A 17,406-nucleotide genomic window follows, 5' to 3' on the forward strand; every position below is an offset into this window, starting at 1 on the left:
ATTTTCGTGGAGGAACGCGACAGTGGGCGGCCACCTTGATCAGGTGGCCGCCCACTGGCAGCTCTGGCGGGGCCCCTCGACTGTGCGAGGCCGCCCGACGGCGGGGTCTCCCCCTGCGTCACGGCCGGTCGTCAGACCGGCGCGGGATCACTCGGCCGGCTTGGTGACCGTCACGTCGACGAGGACGCTCGGGCTCATGGTGCCGGAGACGGCGATCTTGCGGACGTAGCGACCCTTCGAGGCGGTCGGCTTGAGACGCAGGATCTCGTCGAGGACCGAGTAGTAGTTCTCGGCCAGCTGCTCCGCCGTGAAGGAAGCCTTGCCGATGACGAACTGGAGGTTCGCGTGGCGGTCGATGCGGAACTCGATCTTGCCGCCCTTGATGTCGGTGACGGCCTTGGCGGTGTCCATGGTCACGGTGCCGGTCTTGGGGTTCGGCATCAGGCCACGGGGGCCGAGGACGCGGCCGAGGCGACCGACCTTGCCCATCATGTCGGGGGTCGCGACGACGGCGTCGAAGTCGAGGTAGCCGCCGGCCACCTTCTCGATCAGCTCGTCGGCGCCGACCTCGTCAGCGCCAGCGGCGCGGGCGGCCTCCGCCTTGTCACCGGCGGCGAAGACGAGGACCCGAGCCGTCTTGCCAGTGCCGTGGGGGAGATTGACCGTGCCGCGGACCATCTGGTCGGCCTTACGGGGGTCGACGCCCAGTCGGACGGCGACATCGATGGTCTCGTCGAACTTGGCGGTCGCCATCTGCTTGATGAGGCTCACGGCCTCTTCGGGGCTGTAGGACTGGGCGGCGTCACGCTTGTCGGCAGCCGCGTTGTATCCCTTGCTGTGCTTCATGCTGGTTCCTAACTCTGACCGGGAACTGGCCCGGTGCACCAGTTGTGGTGTGGGGAGCACTCCCCTGCCACGGATGTTGGGGGGATGATCAGTCGGTGGTGACGCCCATGGAGCGGGCGGTTCCCTCGATGATCTTCATGGCGGCCTCGACGTCGTTGGCGTTGAGGTCGGGGAGCTTGGTCGTGGCGATCTCGCGCACCTGGTCCTTGGTCAGCTTGCCGACCTTGGTGGTGAGCGGGTTGGCCGCACCGGAGGCGATGCCAGCGGCCTTCTTGATGAGCTCCGCCGCCGGCGGGGTCTTCGTGATGAAGGTGAACGTGCGGTCCTCGTAGATGGTGATCTCGACGGGGATGACGTTGCCGCGCTGGGATTCGGTCTGGGCGTTGTACGCCTTGACGAACTCCATGATGTTGACGCCGTGCGGACCGAGGGCGGTACCGACGGGCGGGGCAGGAGTGGCTGCGCCAGCCTGGAGCGCGACCTTGACGAGAGCCGCGACCTTCTTCTTGGGAGGCATGGATGGGTCCTTTACCTGAATGGATGGATGAGCCCGGTTGCCCGGGCGCAACGCACTATCTTAGACGACCTTCTCGACCTGCTTGAATTCCAGGTCGACGGGGGTCTCCCGGCCGAGGATCTCGACGAGAGCCCTGAGCCGCTGAGAGTTGGCGTTGATCTCGGTGATCGTCGCGTGCACCCCTGCGAAGGGGCCGTCGACGACCATGACGGAGTCGCCGACGGTGAAGTCGACAACCTCGACCTTCCTCTTCCGCGTCGCCTGGGTGGTCGCCTGGGCGGCGTTCACCTTCGCGACGACGGAGGGGGTAAGCATGTGGACGACCTCGTCGATGGACAGCGGCACGGGGTCCTGGCCGTTGCCGACGAAGCCGGTGACGGACGGGGTCTGGCGAACGACGCTCCACGATTCGTTCGTCAGGTCCATCCGGATGAGGACGTAGCCGGGCAGCACGCAGCGGGTGACCGTCTTGCGTGTGTTGTTGCGGATCTCGACGACCTCTTCGGTGGGGACCACGGTCTCGAAGATGTAGTCCTCCATGTTGAGGGTCTGGGCGCGGGAGTCGACGTTCTGCTTGACGCGGTTCTCCATGCCCGAGTACGTGTGGATGACGTACCACTCGCCGAACTTGGACTCCAGGTCGGTGCGCAGCTCCTCGAGTGCGGCGGCGACGGCGTCGTCCTGGTCGGCGGCCTCGGCCGCCTCCTCGGCGTCGACGTCCTCGGCCAGCTCGACGGGGGCTTCCTCGTCCTGGGTGTCGGGCGCGGTGAGCGCGCCCAGGTCGATCTCGAAGTCCTCGGCGGGCGTCTCGTCGACGCTGCCGAGGTCGATCTCGAAGTCGTTGTTGTCAGTCATGGATCAGCTCCCAAACAGCTTCAGTAGCGACCAGCCGAAGGCGAGGTCCAGCACGCCGACGATCGCGATCATGATCAGCACGAACACCAGCACGGCGCCGAACATCGTCAGCGTCTGCGGCCACGTGGGCCACACGACGCGCTTCAACTCGCCGGCGCTCTGGCGGGCGAAATGCGCGGGGTTCTTGGCCTTGTACGGGTCCTCGTCGTCCTTGGCGTCCTCACGCTTGGGCGTGGGACGGTCCTTCTTGCGGACCGGGGCCTTGGCCGTCTTGCGGACGATCGCGGAGGTCTCGGCCCCCCGCTCGTCGTCCTCTGCGAGCTCCTCGGGTGCGTCGAGCCGATCCGTCGCGACCTCGTCGGTCTCCTCAGCGGATTCCTCGACGGCAGCGTCCGGCTCGCCGGTTTCCGCGACCTCTTCGCGGTCCAGCTCGTCGCGCGACTTCTCGCTCACGCTGCATCCCTTCGCTCGACAAACAAAATGCCCCTGACCCCGCAGGGTCAAAAGGCGCATGTGGGGCGGCCGGACTACCCGGCCACCTCGCAGGGCAGGAGGGACTCGAACCCCCAACCTGCGGTTTTGGAGACCGCTGCTCTGCCAGTTGAGCTACTACCCTTCGCCGACGCTTTCCGGGCCCCTCTCGACGCTCTCGCGAGCGCACACCGCGGGGACAGACCGTGTCGGACCTGTTCCACTATAGGCGCTATCGCCCGCTGAGTCGAACTGAGGGTCCAGGTCAGGCCAGGGACGAGACCCAGGCCCTGTGCAGCGAGGCGAACTCGCCGTCGCCGGCGACCAGGTCGGCCGGGCTCCCGTCCTCCACGACCGTGCCGTGCTGGAGGACGACGACGCGGTCGGCGATCTCGACGGTCGAGAGCCGGTGGGCGATGATGATCGCCGTCCGGTCGGCCAGGATCGTCGACAGTGCCGCCTGCACGAGCCGCTCGGTGGGGATGTCCAGGGAGCTGGTCGCCTCGTCGAGGATCAGCACGCGCGGGTCTGCCAGGATGACGCGGGCGAAGGCGATCAGCTGCCGCTGCCCCGCCGACAGCCGCGAGCCGCGCTTGCCCGTGTCTGTGTCGTAGCCGTCGCGCATCGCCTCGATGAACGTATGGGCACCGACGACATGGGCGGCCCGCTCGATCTCGCCGCGGCTCGCGTCCGGCCTCCCGAACGCGATGTTGTCGGCGATGGTGCCGGCGAAGATGAAGTTCTCCTGCGTCACCAGCGTGACGTTGCGGCGCAGCGTCGCGTCGTCGAGGGTGCGCAGGTCGTGCCCGTCGAGACGCACGGCCCCCGCCTGCGGATCGTAGAACCGGGCGACGAGCTTCGCGATGGTCGTCTTCCCCGCGCCCGTGGTGCCGACCAGTGCGAGCGACTGCCCGGCCGGGATGTCGAGGTCGAGGCCCGGCAGCACCGTCACGTCGTCGAGGTACCCGAACGAGACGTCGTCGAGAGTCACGCGGCCCGCCACGGGCCCCGGATCGACGGGGTCCTCCGGGTCCGCGACGTGCGCGGGCTCGGCCAGCACGCCGGCGATCTTCTCCAGACCGGTGAGCGCGGACTGGAGAGTCGAGATGAACTGGCTCAGATCCTGCATGGGGTCGAAGAACATGCGGACGTAGAGCACGAACGCCGCCATGGTGCCGACGCTGACGTCGCCGCCGATCACGAGCCACCCGCCGCCGAGCACGACGAGCACGACGCCGAGGTTGCCCACGAACTGGATGCCCGGCATGGCCCTGGCGAAGACCCGGAAGGCGCGCACGTTGGCGTCGCGGTAGTCGACCGCCACGGCGTCGTAGATCTGCGCGGAGCGCGCCTCCCGGCGGAAGGCCTGGACGGCCTTGATGCCGGTCATGGTCTCGATGAACTGCACGATGACCAGCGCGGACCTCGTGCGTACCGACCGGAAGGCCCGGGTGGAGGCGCGGGCGAACCAGCGCATCAGAAAGGCCAGCGGAGGGTAGGAGGCGAACGCGAACAGCGCGAGCCTCCAGTCGAGCCCGATCATGATGGCGCTGGCGCCCACGATGGTCAGGACGGCGATGACGACGGTGTCGAGGCCCTCCATGACGAGCTCCTGCACGGACTCGACGTCGCTCGTGATGCGCGAGACGGCCCGGCCCGAGGTGTACCGGTCGTGGAAGGCGATGTCCTGGCGTTGGAACTGCGCGAACAGGCGCCGCCGGAGTTCCAGGAGGATCTCGTTGCCCACCCGGCCGGAGCGGCGGAGGAAGGTCACGCGCGTCACGGTCTGCACGACGATCGCGGCCGCCATGAGCGCGAGCGGCCCCCACAGCTCCCGCCCGCCGCCGGTCAGCCCGTGGTCCAGCACGCGGCCGACGAGCACGGGGATCAGGAGCTGAGCCCCGGCCTGCAGGATGACCACGAGCGTGAGGACGGCGATCGCGCCGCGCCACGGGCGCAGGAGCTCCTTCAGGAGGCGCCGCGACGGGCCGCGCAGGCCGCCGGCGGCGTCGCGCTCGGGCTGGCTCTCGTCCTTCACGCCTCGCCACTGGTCGGGGGCTGCGGTGTCGGGGGCGGTCATCGCTTCTCCTCCCCCAACGCGATCGAGTAGTCGGCACTTAGCAGCTCCCGGTACTCCGGCACGTCCCTGAGCAGGTCGGCGTGAGTGCCGACGTGGGCGATGCGGCCGCCGACGAGCATGGCGACGCGGTCCGCCAGCAGCACCGTCGACGCTCGGTGGGCGACGACCAGCCCCGTGACGCCGACCAGCGTCGACCTGAGCGCCTCCTCCACCTCGACCTCGGTGTGGATGTCGAGGGCGCTGAGGGTGTCGTCGAGCACCAGGATCCGGGGCGAGACGAGGATGGCACGGGCCAGGGCGAGGCGTTGCCGCTGGCCGCCCGACAGGCTCATCCCCTGCTCCCCCAGCCGGGTCTCCAGCCCCCAGGGGAGGTCGTGGACGAACTCGGCGTGGGCCACGCGGATCGCGTCGGCGATGTCCTCCTCGCTCGCGTCCGGCCGGCCGAGGGTGAGGTTCTCGCGGGCTGACATGGAGAACAGGATCGGGTCCTCGAAGGCCGTGCCGATGAGGCTGCGGAGCTGGGCGAGGTCGAGGTCCCGGACGTCGACGCCGTCGATCAGGACCTGCCCGGCGGTGACGTCGACCAGGCGCGGGATCAGGGAGACGAGCGTCGACTTGCCGGACCCGGTGCCGCCTACCAGGGCCACGGTCTCCCCCGGCTCGATCACCAGGTTGAGCTCGTCCAGCGTGGGCTCGTCGGCGTCCGGGAACGTGTAGCTGACGCCGCGCAGCTCGAGCCTGCCGCGTGGCTCCGGGATCGTCTCCTGGCCGGAGACGATCGTCAGCGGCGCGTCGAACACCTCGACGATGCGGTCGGCCGCGGTGGCCGCCTCGCGTGCGAAGGACAGCAGGAACCCGAGGCTCGCGATCGGCCAGGACAGCGACAGGAGCAGGGTCACGAAGGTGACGGCGGCGCCGAGGCTCAGGACGCCGCCGGCCACGCCGAAGCTCACGCCGATCAGGACGACGAGCAGGAGAACGGACGGGAACACCTCCATCAGCGTCCACGACACCGCCGCGAGGTCCATGCGCGCGACCCCGGCGTCGCGCAGGGCCAGGGCCCGCCGGTCGAAGGAGCGGCCGGCGTACCGGGCGCGGCCGAAGGAGCGGATGACCCTGACGCCGTGCAGCGACTCCTCAGCGGACGAGGCTACGTCGCCCGTCAGATCCTGCAGCCGGCGCGACACGACGCCGAAGCGCGACATCAGCTGGTATGCGGCGACCACGACGGGGACGACGAGGACCAGGACGGCCAGCCCGACGTGCCACAGCGTGGCGAGCATGATGCCGACGACCACGACGATCTGGACGCTGCTCATCAGCAGAACCACCAGGCCGAAGGACAGGAAGCGTCGGATGACGCCGAGGTCGCTCATGGACCTGGACAGCAGCTGGCCGGACTCCCATGCCTTGTGGAATCCGAGTGGCAGGCGCTGCAGGCGGTCGAACAGGTCGACGCGGATGTCCGCCTCGAGGTGCGACGTGGCCCGGACCATCACCCAGCGGCGCAGGAACGAGCAGAACGCCTCGGCGGCCCCGAGCCCCAGCAGCGCCAGCGCGAACCAGAGGAGCCCGGGGAGGTCGCCGCGGCTCATCGGGCCGTCGACCGCCGCGCCGAGCAGCAGCGGGATGCCGATGGTCGCGAGCACCTGGACGGGCGCGAGCACGAAGGAGACCGCGAACTGCCACCCGTAGGGGCGCGTGTAGGGCAGCAGCCGCCAGAACGCCGGCGGCCCGGGCGTCGAGACGCGGGACGTCGGTTCGGGGCGGGGCATCCTGCCACCCTATAGGCTCCGGGCATGAGCGAGTCGCTGCTGAAGGACCTGGTCGCCGGCATCGAGAAGGCGCTTCCGGAGGCCGCCGAGCTGCGGCGCGCCATCCACGCCGACCCGCAGCTCAGCGGCGAGGAGGAGCCGACCCGCGACCTGTTCATGGCCGCGACGCCGTGGCTCGACTGGTCCTCCGTCGCGCACACCGGCGCGTGGGCCAGGACCGGCCCGGCCGGCTCCGCCGTCGGGCTCAGGGCCGAGATGGACGCCCTGCCTGTGCTCGAGGCCACCACCGTCGAGTGGCGCTCGCAGCGGCACGGGATCATGCACGCCTGCGGCCACGACATCCACATGGCCGGCCTGTGGGCCCTCCTGACGGCGGCCCGCGACCTTGAGCTGCCGCACGCCATGCTGCCCGTCCTGCAGCCCCGCGAGGAGGCGACCACGCCCGGCGCGACCGACGTCGTGGCGTCGGGCCTGCTGGGCGAGCAGGAGGTGGAGGCCATGCTCGGCGTCCACGTCCAGCCGCAGGTGACCCCAGGCGTGGTGTCGACGGGGGCCGGGGCAGTCAACGCGGCCTTCGACGCGTTCGAGATCGTCGTGCGCGGCCAGTCGGGGCACGGCGCCTACCCGCACCTGGCCGTCGACCCCATCACCACGCTGGCCGCGATCATCGACGCCCTGTCGTCGCTGCCGTCGCGGATCATCAACCCGATCCACCCCTGCGTCGTGTCCTTCGGGGAGATCTCCGCGGGGACCGCGCCGAACGTCATCCCCGGAGAGGCGAGGGCGAGGGGGTCCATCCGCAGCTTCCACGACGCCGACCGACTGCAGCTGCAGCAGGCGATCGTGCTGGCCGCCGAGTCGATCGCGGCCAGCCGCGGGGCCGTGGCCACCGCCCGGATCATGGACGGCGGCCCCGCGCTGGTCAACGACCCGTCGCTCGTACACCGGGTCGATCCGCAGCTGGTGCGGGCCGGCATCACGGTGGCCGAGACGCCCTTCCGCTCCTGCGGCTCGGACGACTTCGCCGAGTACGGGCCCGAGACGGCGTCGCTGATGTGCTTCGTCGGCACCGGTCGCATCTCCGGCGCGGGCCTGCATCAGGGCGCCTACCTGCCCGGGCGCGAGACGCTGCGCCTCGCGGCCCGGACCTACGCGGCGGGCTTCGTCGGGGCCTGTGCGCTCATCGACGCACAGGACTCCTGACGTCCCCCGGGGCTCAGCCGAGCAGCTTCTTCCACATGGTCACACCGACGGTGCCGCTGGCCGAGAGCTTCTTCGCGCTCTGGTACTTCTTCACGGCGGTGATGGTGGCAGTGTCGAACTTCCCCGTCGCGGAGATGCTGTACCCGGCGTAGCGCAGCTCGTACTGCAGGGCCTTGACCGCCCCGGAGTTGGTGCTGCCCTTCTTGAGGGTGGGCGCGAGCTTGCTCCAGGTGTTCGTGTCGACGATGCCGGTCTGGCTGAGCTTCTTCTCCTTCTGGTACTTCTTCACCGCGCTCTGTGTGCCGGTCCCGAAGATCCCGTCGACGGTGAGCTTGGCGCCGGCGCGCGCGTTGAGGAGCCGCTGGAGCGTGCGGACGTCGTTGCCGCGGTCGCCGCGCTCGAGCTCGGGGAACACGGAGACCGAGGAGTTGGTCGCCAGCAGCGCCGCCCAGGTGCGGGGGCCGGTGCCGCCGGTGGTCGAGATCTTCTTGACCTTCTGGTAGCTCTTCATGGCGTTGACGGTCGTGGTGTCGAACCTGCCGTTGATCGTCGTCAGGAAGCCGGAGTACCGCAGCTCGTACTGCAGGATCTTGACCTGGGTACCGGTTGCGCCCTTCTTGAGCGACGGCAGCAGCGCCTTCCAGGTGGCGTTGCTCATCGTCCCGGTCTGCGTGAGTCCCTTGGCCTTCTGGAACTTCTTCACGCCCGCGACGGTCGTGGTGCCGTAGAGCCCGTCGATGGCGATCTTCGTCCCGGCCCGGGCGTTGAGGAGGCGCTGGAGGGTCTTCACCGTCGACCCAGTGTCGCCCTCCTTGAGGCTCTTGTAGCTCACCGTCGTGGTGCTCGGGGGCGAGACGGTCGTGCTGGTGGGCGGGGACGTCAGCTGCGTGGTCGTCTTGAGGAGCTTCGCCCACGTCTTGGTGCCGACGACACCGTCGACGGTCAGACCCTTGGCCTGCTGGTAGGTCTGGACCACGGCCAGGGTCGCGGCGTCGAACTTCTTGTTGGCCGTCAGCGGGTAGCCCTCGTACCTCAGCTCGTACTGCATGACCTCGACGAGGCGGCCGGTGTTGCCGCTCCTGACCGTGCCGACGAGCGCCGCCCAGGTCTGGTCTCCGGCCTTGCCGTCGACCGTGAGGTGGTTGATGGCCTGGAACTGCCTGACCGCGTTCTGCGTCGCGGTGCCGAAGCCCCCGTCGATCGTCAGGCTCGTGCCGGTGCGCAGGTTGATCAGCCGCTGGAGGGTCTTCACCGTCGGGCCGGTGGCCCCGATCGCGGTGGTCGGGTAGGTCTTGCTGGTCTGGGCGGTCTTCCAGGGGTAGCCGGCCTTACCACCGTTCACGTTGTACTGGTACAGGTTGTACGACGCCATGATGCTGATCACCTTGGTGGCGTAGTTCGGGTCGGTTGCGTAGCCGCCCTTGCGGACCTCGGTGACGAACTGGTCCGGGTACTTGGTGTACGAGAACGCCGCGGAGTAGCGCGACGCGGACGTCAGGAGTCGGCCGTAGTCGAGCATGGAGTTGGTCCAGCTGGAGTACGTGCGGAACTTGGAGACGGTGTAGTACTCCTTGCCGCCCGAGGTGTACTCGTTGACCTTCATCGGCACGCAGCCGGTCTGGTAGGGCGACGCAGTGGTGCCGCACTTGATGTTGAACAGCGTGTTGACGGTGTACTTCTTGCCGTCGGCGGTCTTCGTGGCCGGCACGGTCGTGGCCATGGTCGAGCGCCCCCAGCCCGACTCCAGGGCCGCCATCCCGATGGTCACCGAGGCAGGGATACCAGTGTTCTTCTCGTTCGTCTGGGCCCCCTTGACCAGCTTCGCGATGAAGTCGGTCTGCGTGGAGGCGTCGGCCTCCTCCGGCGCCGAGATGTTCGGCAGGGCGACGATGGCGCCGGCCACGAGTGTGGTGGCCAGCAGGATCTTCAGCGGGCGAAAGCGCATGGGGGTCCTCCGGGATCGACAATGCTCCTCGCGGAGGCTAACCAGCGCCCCGAGCCACCTGCCAGTTTCCGGCACCGCCCTCTCAACCGGTACTTGAGGTTGTCACAGGGAGGTGCCCACAAGGTTCACCTCGGGGTCGAGGTTCACCCCGAAGCGCTCCGCCACGCCGTCGCGCACCTCGCGGGCCAGAGCGACGAGATCGGCCGCCGCGGCTCCCCCGCGGTTGGTGAGCGCGAGCACGTGCTTGGTCGACAGCCCGGCGGCACCTGATCCGAAGCCCTTGCCGAAGCCCGCGTGCTGGATCAGCCAGGCGGCGCTCGACTTGACCCGGCCGTCGCCCGCCGGGAAGCGGGGCGCGTCGTCCGGGAGGTTGCCGGCCTCCTCGGGGGTCAGGATCGGGTTGGTGAAGAAGCTGCCAGCGCTCCAGGTGTCGTGGTCGGCGGCGTCGAGCACCATGCCCTTGCCGCGCCTGAGGCCGAGGACCGCCTCGCGGACGGCCGAGCCCTTGACCCGGGTGCCCACCTCGACGTCGAGCGTCCGGGCGAGCTCGGCGTAGGCGACGGGCGCGTCGAGGTCGCCGAGCGGGAACTGGTAGCCGACCTCGAGCACGAGGTAGCGGCCGGGGTTCTGCTTGAAGCGCGACGTCCGGTAGGCGAAGCCGCAGTCGACCAGCGGGAAGGTCCGCTGCGTGCGGTCCTGGCGGTCCCAGGTGCGCACCGAGGTGACGACGTGGGCGACCTCGGAGCCGTAGGCGCCGACGTTCTGGATCGGGGTCGCGCCGACGCTGCCGGGGATGCCGGACAGGGCCGCGATGCCGCTCCACTCCTGGCGGATGGACTCGGCTACGAAGTCGTCCCAGTTCTCGCCGGCGGCGACCTTGACGGCGGCACCTCCGCAGTAGGAGACGTCGGCAGCGATGCCGCGCGTGGCGACGACGACGACCGTGCCTCGGAAGCCCTCGTCGGCCACGAGCAGGTTCGACCCCCCGCCGACGACCAGCACGGGCTCGCCGCGGAGGTCGCAGTCGCCGACCGCGGCGATGAGTTCTGCCTCGGTGCGGGCGACGACCAGCCGGTCGGCGGGTCCCCCGACCCTCAGCGTCGTGTGGTCGGCGAGCAGCAGCGAGTCGCTGACGGGCGCCTCGGCGCCGGGCAGCGTGACGCTCTCGACTGCGCAGGCCGTGCCGTCGGTGGCGAAGGGCTCAATCAACGCGCACCTCCGCGCGGGCGGCGCCGAGCACTGCCTCGTCGCCGCGGGTGGCCGTGATGGCGACCTTGGCGATGCCGTCGGCGATGTCGGTGACCGAGGCGGTGTAGACGATGTCGGTGCCCTCGTCGGTGTCGGGCACGACGACGGGGCGCGTGAAGCGGACCTGGTAGCTCTGGACGCGGGCGGGGTCGCCGATCCAGTCGGTGACGATCCTCAGCCCCGCTCCCATCGTGAACATGCCGTGGGCCAACACCCCCGGCAGGCCGAGGGCGAGCGCGTGGCGCTCGGAGAAGTGGATCTCGTTGAAGTCCGTCGACGCGCCGGAGTAGCGCACGACCGTCGAGCGGGTGACGTTGACGCGCAGCTCGGGCAGCGCGTCGCCGATGGCGATGTCAGGCATGGGCGGTCTCCCGGGTGTGCATGAGGGTGGAGCGGGCCTCGCCGGCCGTTGCGCCGTCGACCACGAGCTCGACGAGGATCGTGACGATGTCGAGCGGGCCGCGGTTGCGGACCTTCTCGATCGTGAGCTTCGCGACCACGTCGTCACCGGCGGCCAGGGGCCGGTGGAACACGAAGGACTGGTCGGCGTGCACCGTGCGGTTGAGGGCCAGGCCGAGCTCCGGGTCGCCGAACAGCGCCTCCCAGGCGTGCGCGGCGATGACCGCGGCGAACGTAGGCGGGGCGATGGGGCTGTCGGCGAAGTAGGCGGGGTTGTCGTCGCCCAGGGCTCGGGCGAACTCCGCGATCTTGGCGCGGCTGACCTCGTAGACGGGGGCGTCGGGGTAGGTACGGCCCACGTGCTCGGCTGTGATCGGCATGGGTGCCAGCCTAATGCGGCCGGCAGGTTCGCCCAACGCCGGCCGCCGGGCATGCGAAACGGCCGCCCCGACAGGGACGGCCGTTCTCGGAAGACTGTGATCAGCGGGTCTCGCGGTGCACCTGGTGCTGGCGGCAGCGCGGGCAGAACTTGCTGAGCTCGAGACGATCGGGATCGTTGCGGCGGTTCTTCTTGGTGATGTAGTTGCGCTCCTTGCACTCAGTGCAGGCAAGCGTGATCTTGGGACGAATGTCCCCGCCCTTCTTGGCCATTTCACATTCCTTCGCTATGCGTCGCGCTGAGCGCTCGGTTGACACTGACGGTGACGAGGGCGGGACTTGAACCCGCGACACAGCGATTATGAGCCGCTTGCTCTACCGACTGAGCTACCCCGTCGACGTTCCTTCCCGGCCGAGGTCGGGCTGGAACAGAGCCCCCATGCGGAATCGAACCGCAGACCTTCTCCTTACCATGGAGACGCTCTGCCTACTGAGCTATAGGGGCCAGCCGACGCACAAACTTACACGAGTTTGCGCGGCGGTCCAAATCGGGGTCCTGCTACGCCTTCAGGCCGGCGATCGCGGCCTCCCGTGCCGTCTGGAACAGGGTCTCGCGCTGTTCGGCGCTCAGATCCCCGGACCCGTCCTTGAGGTGGTCGGACACGGTCATCACGGCCAACGCCTCTCCCCCGTTCGCGGCGGCGCAGGCGTACAGGCCGGCGGCCTCCATCTCGACGCCGAGGGTGCCGAGCCTGTCGAGGGCGGGCACGATGTCCATGCGGGAACTGTAGAAGAAGTCGCTGGTGAAGACCGGCCCGACATGGACGGTCGATCCGCCGGCCCGCGCCTGGTCGACGGCGCCGCGCAGCATGTCGAAGCTCGGGGCCAGCGACAGGGTCACGCCGGGCAGGTCGATGGTCGCGACCGCGGAGTTCGTGTGCGCGGCCGACGCGATGATGACGTCGGACACCTTGACCTTCGAGGAGATGCCGCCGCAGGTGCCGACACGGCAGATCCGTCGCACGCCGTACTGCGTGAAGAGCTCGGTGGCGTAGATCGACAGCGAGGGAACGCCCATGCCGGAAGCCATGGCGGTCATGGGTACGCCGTCGACGGTGCCGGTCCAGGCGCCGATGCCCCGGACGTCGGAGACGAGGCGGGCGTCGTCCATGCGCGTCCTCGCGATGCGCTCGGCACGCTTCGGGTCGCCGGGCATGATGACGAGCGGTGCGATGTCGCCGGGCTCGCAGGAGATGTGCGGGGTGGCCATCGTTGGCCCCTTTCCTCGGACGGAAATGACTCAGGCCCCGAATCCATCCGATCCGGGGCCTGGTGGCAGGTGTTGGATTTGAACCAACGTAGGACTACGCCGACGGTTTTACAGACCGCTCCCTTTGGCCACTCGGGCAACCTGCCAAGCCAGGTTTCCCCGGCGACGCACAACCTTAGCAGGGCTCCCGCAGGGGCCGCAAAGCGGGCGCGTCGACCACCGTCCTCGTCGACGCGGAGGTCGCCCGCCCCTGGCAGAATGGGCCCCGACGCACGATCCCGGGAGGATGAACCATGGCTTCTGACAGCTCTTTCGACGTGGTGAGCAAGGTCGACCGACAGGAGGTCGACAACGCGCTCGGCCAGGCCGCGCGCGAGGTTGGCCAGCGCTTCGACTTCAAGAACACCGACGCGAGGATCGCCTGGTCGGGCGAGGCCATCGAGATGCAGGCCGTCTCCGAGGAGCGCGTCAAGGCCGTACTCGACGTCTTCCAGACCAAGCTGATCCGCCGGGGGGTCTCGCTCAAGGCCCTGGATGCCGGCGACCCGCGCCAGTCCGGCAAGCTGTGGAAGATCACGGCGACCACCAAGCAGGGCATCAAGACCGAGGACGCGAAGAAGATCTCGAAGCTGATCCGCGACGAGGGCCCCAAGGGCGTGAAGGCGCAGATCCAGGGCGAAGAGCTGCGCGTCTCCTCCAAGAGCCGCGACGACCTGCAGGCCGTCCAGAAGCTGATCACCGAGCAGGACTACGACTTCGCCGTCCAGTTCGTGAACTACCGCTGACGGGCCCCTTCCCAGACGCCAACGACAGTCACCGACGCCAACGATATTCGCGCGATTATCGTTGGCGTCTGTGCATATCCTTGGCGTCTGGGATACCTCGTTGGCGCCGGCGGTGGTGGGGCGGGTCGGCGCCGACCCCAGGCCAGAGCTGACCGCAGCCCCTGCCTCCGGCCGACCCCCTGCCCCCGGCCGGCCCCCGGCCCCCGGCCGGACCCCCCGGGGCCAGCGCCGTCCCCTACCCCCTACCCCAGTTCCCTGCGCCCGCCCACGTACCCTGCCCCAACTCGTCGCCCCTTCTCCGCACAACGATGCCTATTCCGGGGCCGCTGCAATATAGGCGCAGCAACGCCGAAATAGGCATTGTTGTGCGTGGGAGTCGAGCCGGACAGGGGACCGTCACACCGCCCGGTCCCCCCGCCCGCTGCAACGGCCCCGCCCCGTTCTTCAGCACAAGAATGCGTATGCCGGGACCGCTGCAATATAGGCGCAGCAACGCCGAAATAGGCATTGTTGTGCGTGGGAGTCGAGCCGACACGACCGTAGGCGAGGGGCCGCGGCTCGGCCCGCTCGACAAACAAGCCTGGACTGGCTCGCCGCCGCCGAGGACGCCACCGACCTCGCTCGGTGCGGCCGACAACGCTCGGTGCTGTCGCCGCTCTGCCCTCCCCTGGGCTCCTACCCTTCGCTGCGCTCAGGGCACCCCGCCAGGCCTGTGCTGAGCTTGCCGAAATGCTCGGCGATCCGGCTGAGTCCCTTCGCTGCATTCAGCGCGCCTCGCCAGGCCTGTGCTGAGCTTGTCGAAGTGCTCAACGACCCGACCGGGCGGATGCTCAGCGGCGACCGACGCGGTTGATGACGAACTTGCCCAGTTCGTTGAACAGGAACACGCCGACCGACAGGCCGAGGATCGGGCCCCACTGCGCCCAGCCGAGCTCGGCGGACCCGAACCAGGTGTTCATGAACGGCGCGTGGATGAAGACCAGCTGGAGGGCGATGAGCCCAGCGATCGAGAACCACACCGCCCGGTTGCCGACGAGCACCCGCCACGTCAGAGACGACGTGTTGAGGAAACGGCAGTTGAACAGGAAGGCGATCTGGCCGAAGACCAGCATGGTCACGGCGGCGGTCTGCGCGACGTCGTAGTCGACGACGGCGTTCTGGCGCATGAACATCAGCAACGTGGCGCCACCGATGGCGACCGACGACCACAGCACCTGCGCCAGCGCCCTCGGCGAGAGGATCTGTTCCTGGGTGGACCGCGGCGGGCGGCTCATGATGCCGGGCTCGGCGGGCTCGCTCGACAGCGACAACGACAGGGTCAGCGCCGTGACGAGGTTCACCCACAGGATCTGGACCGGCGACAGGGGCAGCGCCATGCCGAGCAGGACGGCCACGAGGATGACGAGGCCCTGGCCGCCGTTGGTCGGCAGCAGGAAGACCACCGACTTGCGGATGTTGTCGTAGATCCGCCGCCCCTCCTCCACGGCCCTCTCGATCGTGGCGAAGTTGTCGTCGGCCAGCACGATGTCGGCGGCCTCCTTGGTGGCCTCCGTGCCCTTGATGCCCATCGCGACGCCGACGTCGGCGCGCGTGATGGACGGGGCGTCGTTGACGCCGTCGCCGGTCATGGCGACGACCTCGTCGTGCGTCTGCAGCGCCTTGACGATGCGGAGCTTGTGCTCGGGCGAGGTGCGGGCGTAGATGTCGACGTCGCGGACCTGCGCGGCGAGCTCGTCGTCGCTCATGGCCTCGAGCTCGGCGCCGGTGAGCGCCTTCACGTCGCCCTCGGCCGGCGCGATGCCCAGCTCGCGGGAGATCGCGACGGCGGTGCCGGCGTGGTCGCCCGTGATCATCTTCACGCGGATGCCCGCCGTGTGCGCGAGCGAGATGGCATCCGTGACCTCAGGTCGGGGCGGGTCGACGATGCCGACCAGGCCCAGGAAGGTCAGTCCCGTGTCGAGGTCGTCGAGCGCCAGGTCCTCGACGCCGTCGGCCGGGCGCGAGGCGGCGGCGAGGACGCGCAGGCCCTGCTCGGACAGCTCGTCGATGCCGGCGTCCCAGAAGCCGCGGTCGAGCGTCTCGGTGGAGCCTCCGCCGCCCAGCTGCGTGGTCGAACGGTCGAGCAGCCGGTCGGGGGCACCCAGCACGTGGATCCGACGCTCCCCGGAGGCGACGTCGTCCAGGGTGGCGGAGAACTTGTGGGCCGACTCGAAGGGCACGGTGGCGAGCCGCGTGACGTGGGCCATGTCGGCGCCCGCCTTGGTGGCGAGCACGTCGAGCGCGCCCTCGGTGGGCTGCCCGACGACCCGCCAGCCCTCGTCGGTCTCCTCGACACGGGCGTCGTTGGCCGCTCCCGCGGCGATGACAAGCGCCTCCAGGTCCGGGTGGTCGGGCAGGGTCGCGGGCTTCCCGTGCGGGTCGGTGACGTGGCCCTTGGGCTGGTAGCCGGTGCCCTCGACGACGTAGCGGCCCTCGGCGGTCAGCACCGTGCGGGCGGTCATCTCGTTCTGGGTCAGCGTGCCGGTCTTGTCGGAGCAGATCGTCGTGACGGACCCGAGGGTCTCGACGGCGGCCATCTTGCGGGTGATGGCGTTGCGGCGGGCCATCTGCTGCACGCCGAGCGCCAGCGTGATGGTCACCAGCGCGGGCAGGCCCTCAGGGACCGCCGCGACGGCGAAGCCGATGGCTGCGGAGATCAGCTCGTCGCCGTGGAAGTCGTGCACGAAGTAGCCGATCGCGAGCATCACTACCGCCATCACGCCGATGAGGATCGCCAGCTGCGTGCCGAGCTTGGCGAGCTGCCGCGACAGTGGGGTGTCGAGCTTGTCCTGGTCCGCCACCAGCGCGGAGATCCGGCCGATCTCTGTGTTGCCGCCCGTCGACACGACGACTGCCTCGGCCGTGCCGGCCGTGATGATGGTGCTGGAGAACAGCATCGAGGAGCGGTCGCCGACGCCCGCCTCGGCCGCGACGGGCTCGAGCTCCTTCTGCGCCGGCACGGACTCGCCGGTCAGCGCCGCCTCGTCGACCTGCAGCGACGAGGAGGTCAGCAGGCGAACGTCGGCGGGAACCCGGTCACCCGAGCGGACGCGGATGACGTCGCCGGGCACGATGGTCGCCGCGTCGACGACGCCCCAGGTGCCGTCGCGCAGCACCTGCGCGTCGAGCGACTGCATGGTCTGGAGGCTGGCGAGCGCGGAGGCGGCGCGGCCCTCCTGAATGAAACCGATCAGGCCGGTCGCGAGGATGACGACCGCGATGACGGCGAAGTCGACCCAGTCCCCCGAGTACGCCTTGAGAGCTGCCGCGGCGATCAGGATGTAGATCAGGATGTCGTTGAACTGCGACAGCAGGCGACGCCAGGCGGGGACCGGCTTGGGCGTGGGCAGCTCGTTGCGGCCGTCACGCGCCAGGCGCTTCTCCACCTCGGCCGCCGCGAGACCGTCGGTGGTCGAGTCGACGGATGCCAGCACCTCCTCTGGGCTCGCCGCCCACGGCTTCGGAGCGGATGAGGAGGGAGGGGTCTGTGGCTCAAGGGATGTCGACACGATGACGGCTCCAGGTGTGGGTGGGGTCTCGCAGGCTCTCAAATCGTAGCGACCTGCCCAAACCACACCGCTGTTGTTCCCGCGCT

15 protein-coding genes and 4 tRNA genes are annotated in these 17,406 nt (G+C 69.4%); 2 read left to right on the forward strand and 17 right to left on the reverse strand.

Annotated features, from left to right (window positions below):
• Positions 1 to 147: 147 nt before the first annotated feature.
• The 7 genes from rplA to KDB89_RS10530 all read right to left on the reverse strand — a co-directional run bounded on the left by rplA (position 148) and on the right by KDB89_RS10530 (position 6,544).
• Positions 148 to 846: a 50S ribosomal protein L1 gene (gene rplA, locus KDB89_RS10500; RefSeq protein ID WP_219080801.1), complete on the reverse strand. Its 699-nt coding sequence runs from the start codon at positions 844 to 846 to the stop codon at positions 148 to 150.
• Between the two features lie 88 nt (positions 847 to 934).
• A complete protein-coding gene (rplK, locus tag KDB89_RS10505; protein WP_219080803.1) occupies positions 935 to 1,363 on the reverse strand; it encodes a 50S ribosomal protein L11 in 429 nt (142 codons plus the stop codon).
• 60 nt (positions 1,364 to 1,423) lie between these two features.
• Complete coding sequence (gene nusG, locus KDB89_RS10510; RefSeq protein ID WP_219080805.1) at positions 1,424 to 2,218, reverse strand: transcription termination/antitermination protein NusG; 795 nt, start codon at positions 2,216 to 2,218, stop codon at positions 1,424 to 1,426.
• Positions 2,219 to 2,221: 3 nt separating this feature from the next.
• On the reverse strand, positions 2,222 to 2,671 hold the full coding sequence (secE, locus tag KDB89_RS10515; protein ID WP_255555881.1) for a preprotein translocase subunit SecE: 450 nt from the start codon (positions 2,669 to 2,671) through the stop codon (positions 2,222 to 2,224).
• Between the two features lie 90 nt (positions 2,672 to 2,761).
• Positions 2,762 to 2,834: transfer RNA gene (locus tag KDB89_RS10520), tRNA-Trp, on the reverse strand.
• Positions 2,835 to 2,954: 120 nt separating this feature from the next.
• Positions 2,955 to 4,769: an ABC transporter ATP-binding protein gene (locus KDB89_RS10525; protein WP_219080808.1), complete on the reverse strand. Its 1,815-nt coding sequence runs from the start codon at positions 4,767 to 4,769 to the stop codon at positions 2,955 to 2,957.
• On the reverse strand, positions 4,766 to 6,544 hold the full coding sequence (locus tag KDB89_RS10530) for an ABC transporter ATP-binding protein (RefSeq protein ID WP_219080810.1): 1,779 nt from the start codon (positions 6,542 to 6,544) through the stop codon (positions 4,766 to 4,768). The genes KDB89_RS10525 and KDB89_RS10530 overlap by 4 nt, the downstream gene beginning before the upstream one ends.
• Positions 6,545 to 6,568: 24 nt before the next feature.
• Here KDB89_RS10530 and KDB89_RS10535 point away from each other — a divergent pair, with 24 nt between their 5' ends.
• The gene (locus tag KDB89_RS10535) at positions 6,569 to 7,747 is read left to right on the forward strand and encodes a M20 metallopeptidase family protein (RefSeq protein WP_219080812.1); all 1,179 of its coding nucleotides are present in this window, start codon (positions 6,569 to 6,571) and stop codon (positions 7,745 to 7,747) included.
• A 13-nt stretch (positions 7,748 to 7,760) separates the two neighbouring features.
• Here KDB89_RS10535 and KDB89_RS10540 read toward each other — a convergent pair whose 3' ends face one another.
• From KDB89_RS10540 to KDB89_RS10580, 9 genes are all read right to left on the reverse strand, one after another.
• The gene (locus tag KDB89_RS10540; RefSeq protein ID WP_219080814.1) at positions 7,761 to 9,692 is read right to left on the reverse strand and encodes a peptidoglycan-binding protein; all 1,932 of its coding nucleotides are present in this window, start codon (positions 9,690 to 9,692) and stop codon (positions 7,761 to 7,763) included.
• 102 nt (positions 9,693 to 9,794) lie between these two features.
• A complete protein-coding gene (locus tag KDB89_RS10545; RefSeq protein ID WP_255555882.1) occupies positions 9,795 to 10,901 on the reverse strand; it encodes a UDP-N-acetylmuramate dehydrogenase in 1,107 nt (368 codons plus the stop codon).
• The gene (locus KDB89_RS10550; protein WP_219080816.1) at positions 10,894 to 11,301 is read right to left on the reverse strand and encodes a MaoC/PaaZ C-terminal domain-containing protein; all 408 of its coding nucleotides are present in this window, start codon (positions 11,299 to 11,301) and stop codon (positions 10,894 to 10,896) included. Before KDB89_RS10550 ends, KDB89_RS10545 begins: the two co-directional genes overlap by 8 nt.
• Positions 11,294 to 11,719 carry an FAS1-like dehydratase domain-containing protein gene (locus KDB89_RS10555; protein WP_219080818.1) on the reverse strand — a complete coding sequence of 142 codons (426 nt, stop codon included), beginning with the start codon at positions 11,717 to 11,719 and terminating at the stop codon, positions 11,294 to 11,296. Before KDB89_RS10555 ends, KDB89_RS10550 begins: the two co-directional genes overlap by 8 nt.
• Before the next feature lie 100 nt (positions 11,720 to 11,819).
• On the reverse strand, positions 11,820 to 11,990 hold the full coding sequence (rpmG, locus tag KDB89_RS10560) for a 50S ribosomal protein L33 (RefSeq protein WP_219080820.1): 171 nt from the start codon (positions 11,988 to 11,990) through the stop codon (positions 11,820 to 11,822).
• A gap of 51 nt (positions 11,991 to 12,041) precedes the next feature.
• Positions 12,042 to 12,114, reverse strand: a tRNA-Met gene (locus KDB89_RS10565).
• 35 nt (positions 12,115 to 12,149) lie between these two features.
• A tRNA-Thr gene (locus KDB89_RS10570) sits at positions 12,150 to 12,222 on the reverse strand.
• A gap of 54 nt (positions 12,223 to 12,276) precedes the next feature.
• Entirely contained in the window at positions 12,277 to 12,987 is a 711-nt protein-coding gene (locus KDB89_RS10575) for a purine-nucleoside phosphorylase (protein ID WP_219080822.1), read from the reverse strand.
• Positions 12,988 to 13,047: 60 nt separating this feature from the next.
• A tRNA-Tyr gene (locus tag KDB89_RS10580) sits at positions 13,048 to 13,133 on the reverse strand.
• A 147-nt stretch (positions 13,134 to 13,280) separates the two neighbouring features.
• Between KDB89_RS10580 and KDB89_RS10585 the strand changes: the two genes are divergently transcribed.
• Positions 13,281 to 13,772, forward strand: coding sequence for a YajQ family cyclic di-GMP-binding protein (locus tag KDB89_RS10585; protein WP_219080824.1), 492 nt, complete (start codon positions 13,281 to 13,283; stop codon positions 13,770 to 13,772).
• An 830-nt stretch (positions 13,773 to 14,602) separates the two neighbouring features.
• Here the strand turns inward: KDB89_RS10585 and KDB89_RS10590 are convergent.
• Positions 14,603 to 17,386 (reverse strand): cation-translocating P-type ATPase, encoded by a 2,784-nt coding sequence (locus KDB89_RS10590; protein WP_369408084.1) that lies wholly within the window; start codon positions 17,384 to 17,386, stop codon positions 14,603 to 14,605.
• Positions 17,387 to 17,406 lie beyond the last annotated feature (20 nt).

Source organism: Tessaracoccus palaemonis (assembly GCF_019316905.1).
GTDB classification, from domain to species: domain Bacteria; phylum Actinomycetota; class Actinomycetes; order Propionibacteriales; family Propionibacteriaceae; genus Arachnia; species Arachnia palaemonis.

What these genes read in the sequence shown, in the direction of transcription:
- KDB89_RS10575 (WP_219080822.1), bottom strand. Translation starts at nt 12,987, where the DNA reads ATGGCCACCCCGCACATCTCCTGCGAGCCCGGCGACATCGCACCGCTC.
- rpmG (WP_219080820.1), bottom strand. Translation starts at nt 11,990, where the DNA reads ATGGCCAAGAAGGGCGGGGACATTCGTCCCAAGATCACGCTTGCCTGC.
- KDB89_RS10530 (WP_219080810.1), bottom strand. Translation starts at nt 6,544, where the DNA reads ATGCCCCGCCCCGAACCGACGTCCCGCGTCTCGACGCCCGGGCCGCCG.
- KDB89_RS10585 (WP_219080824.1), top strand. Translation starts at nt 13,281, where the DNA reads ATGGCTTCTGACAGCTCTTTCGACGTGGTGAGCAAGGTCGACCGACAG.
- rplA (WP_219080801.1), bottom strand. Translation starts at nt 846, where the DNA reads ATGAAGCACAGCAAGGGATACAACGCGGCTGCCGACAAGCGTGACGCC.
- KDB89_RS10535 (WP_219080812.1), top strand. Translation starts at nt 6,569, where the DNA reads ATGAGCGAGTCGCTGCTGAAGGACCTGGTCGCCGGCATCGAGAAGGCG.
- rplK (WP_219080803.1), bottom strand. Translation starts at nt 1,363, where the DNA reads ATGCCTCCCAAGAAGAAGGTCGCGGCTCTCGTCAAGGTCGCGCTCCAG.
- KDB89_RS10555 (WP_219080818.1), bottom strand. Translation starts at nt 11,719, where the DNA reads ATGCCGATCACAGCCGAGCACGTGGGCCGTACCTACCCCGACGCCCCC.
- KDB89_RS10525 (WP_219080808.1), bottom strand. Translation starts at nt 4,769, where the DNA reads ATGACCGCCCCCGACACCGCAGCCCCCGACCAGTGGCGAGGCGTGAAG.
- nusG (WP_219080805.1), bottom strand. Translation starts at nt 2,218, where the DNA reads ATGACTGACAACAACGACTTCGAGATCGACCTCGGCAGCGTCGACGAG.
- KDB89_RS10540 (WP_219080814.1), bottom strand. Translation starts at nt 9,692, where the DNA reads ATGCGCTTTCGCCCGCTGAAGATCCTGCTGGCCACCACACTCGTGGCC.
- KDB89_RS10550 (WP_219080816.1), bottom strand. Translation starts at nt 11,301, where the DNA reads ATGCCTGACATCGCCATCGGCGACGCGCTGCCCGAGCTGCGCGTCAAC.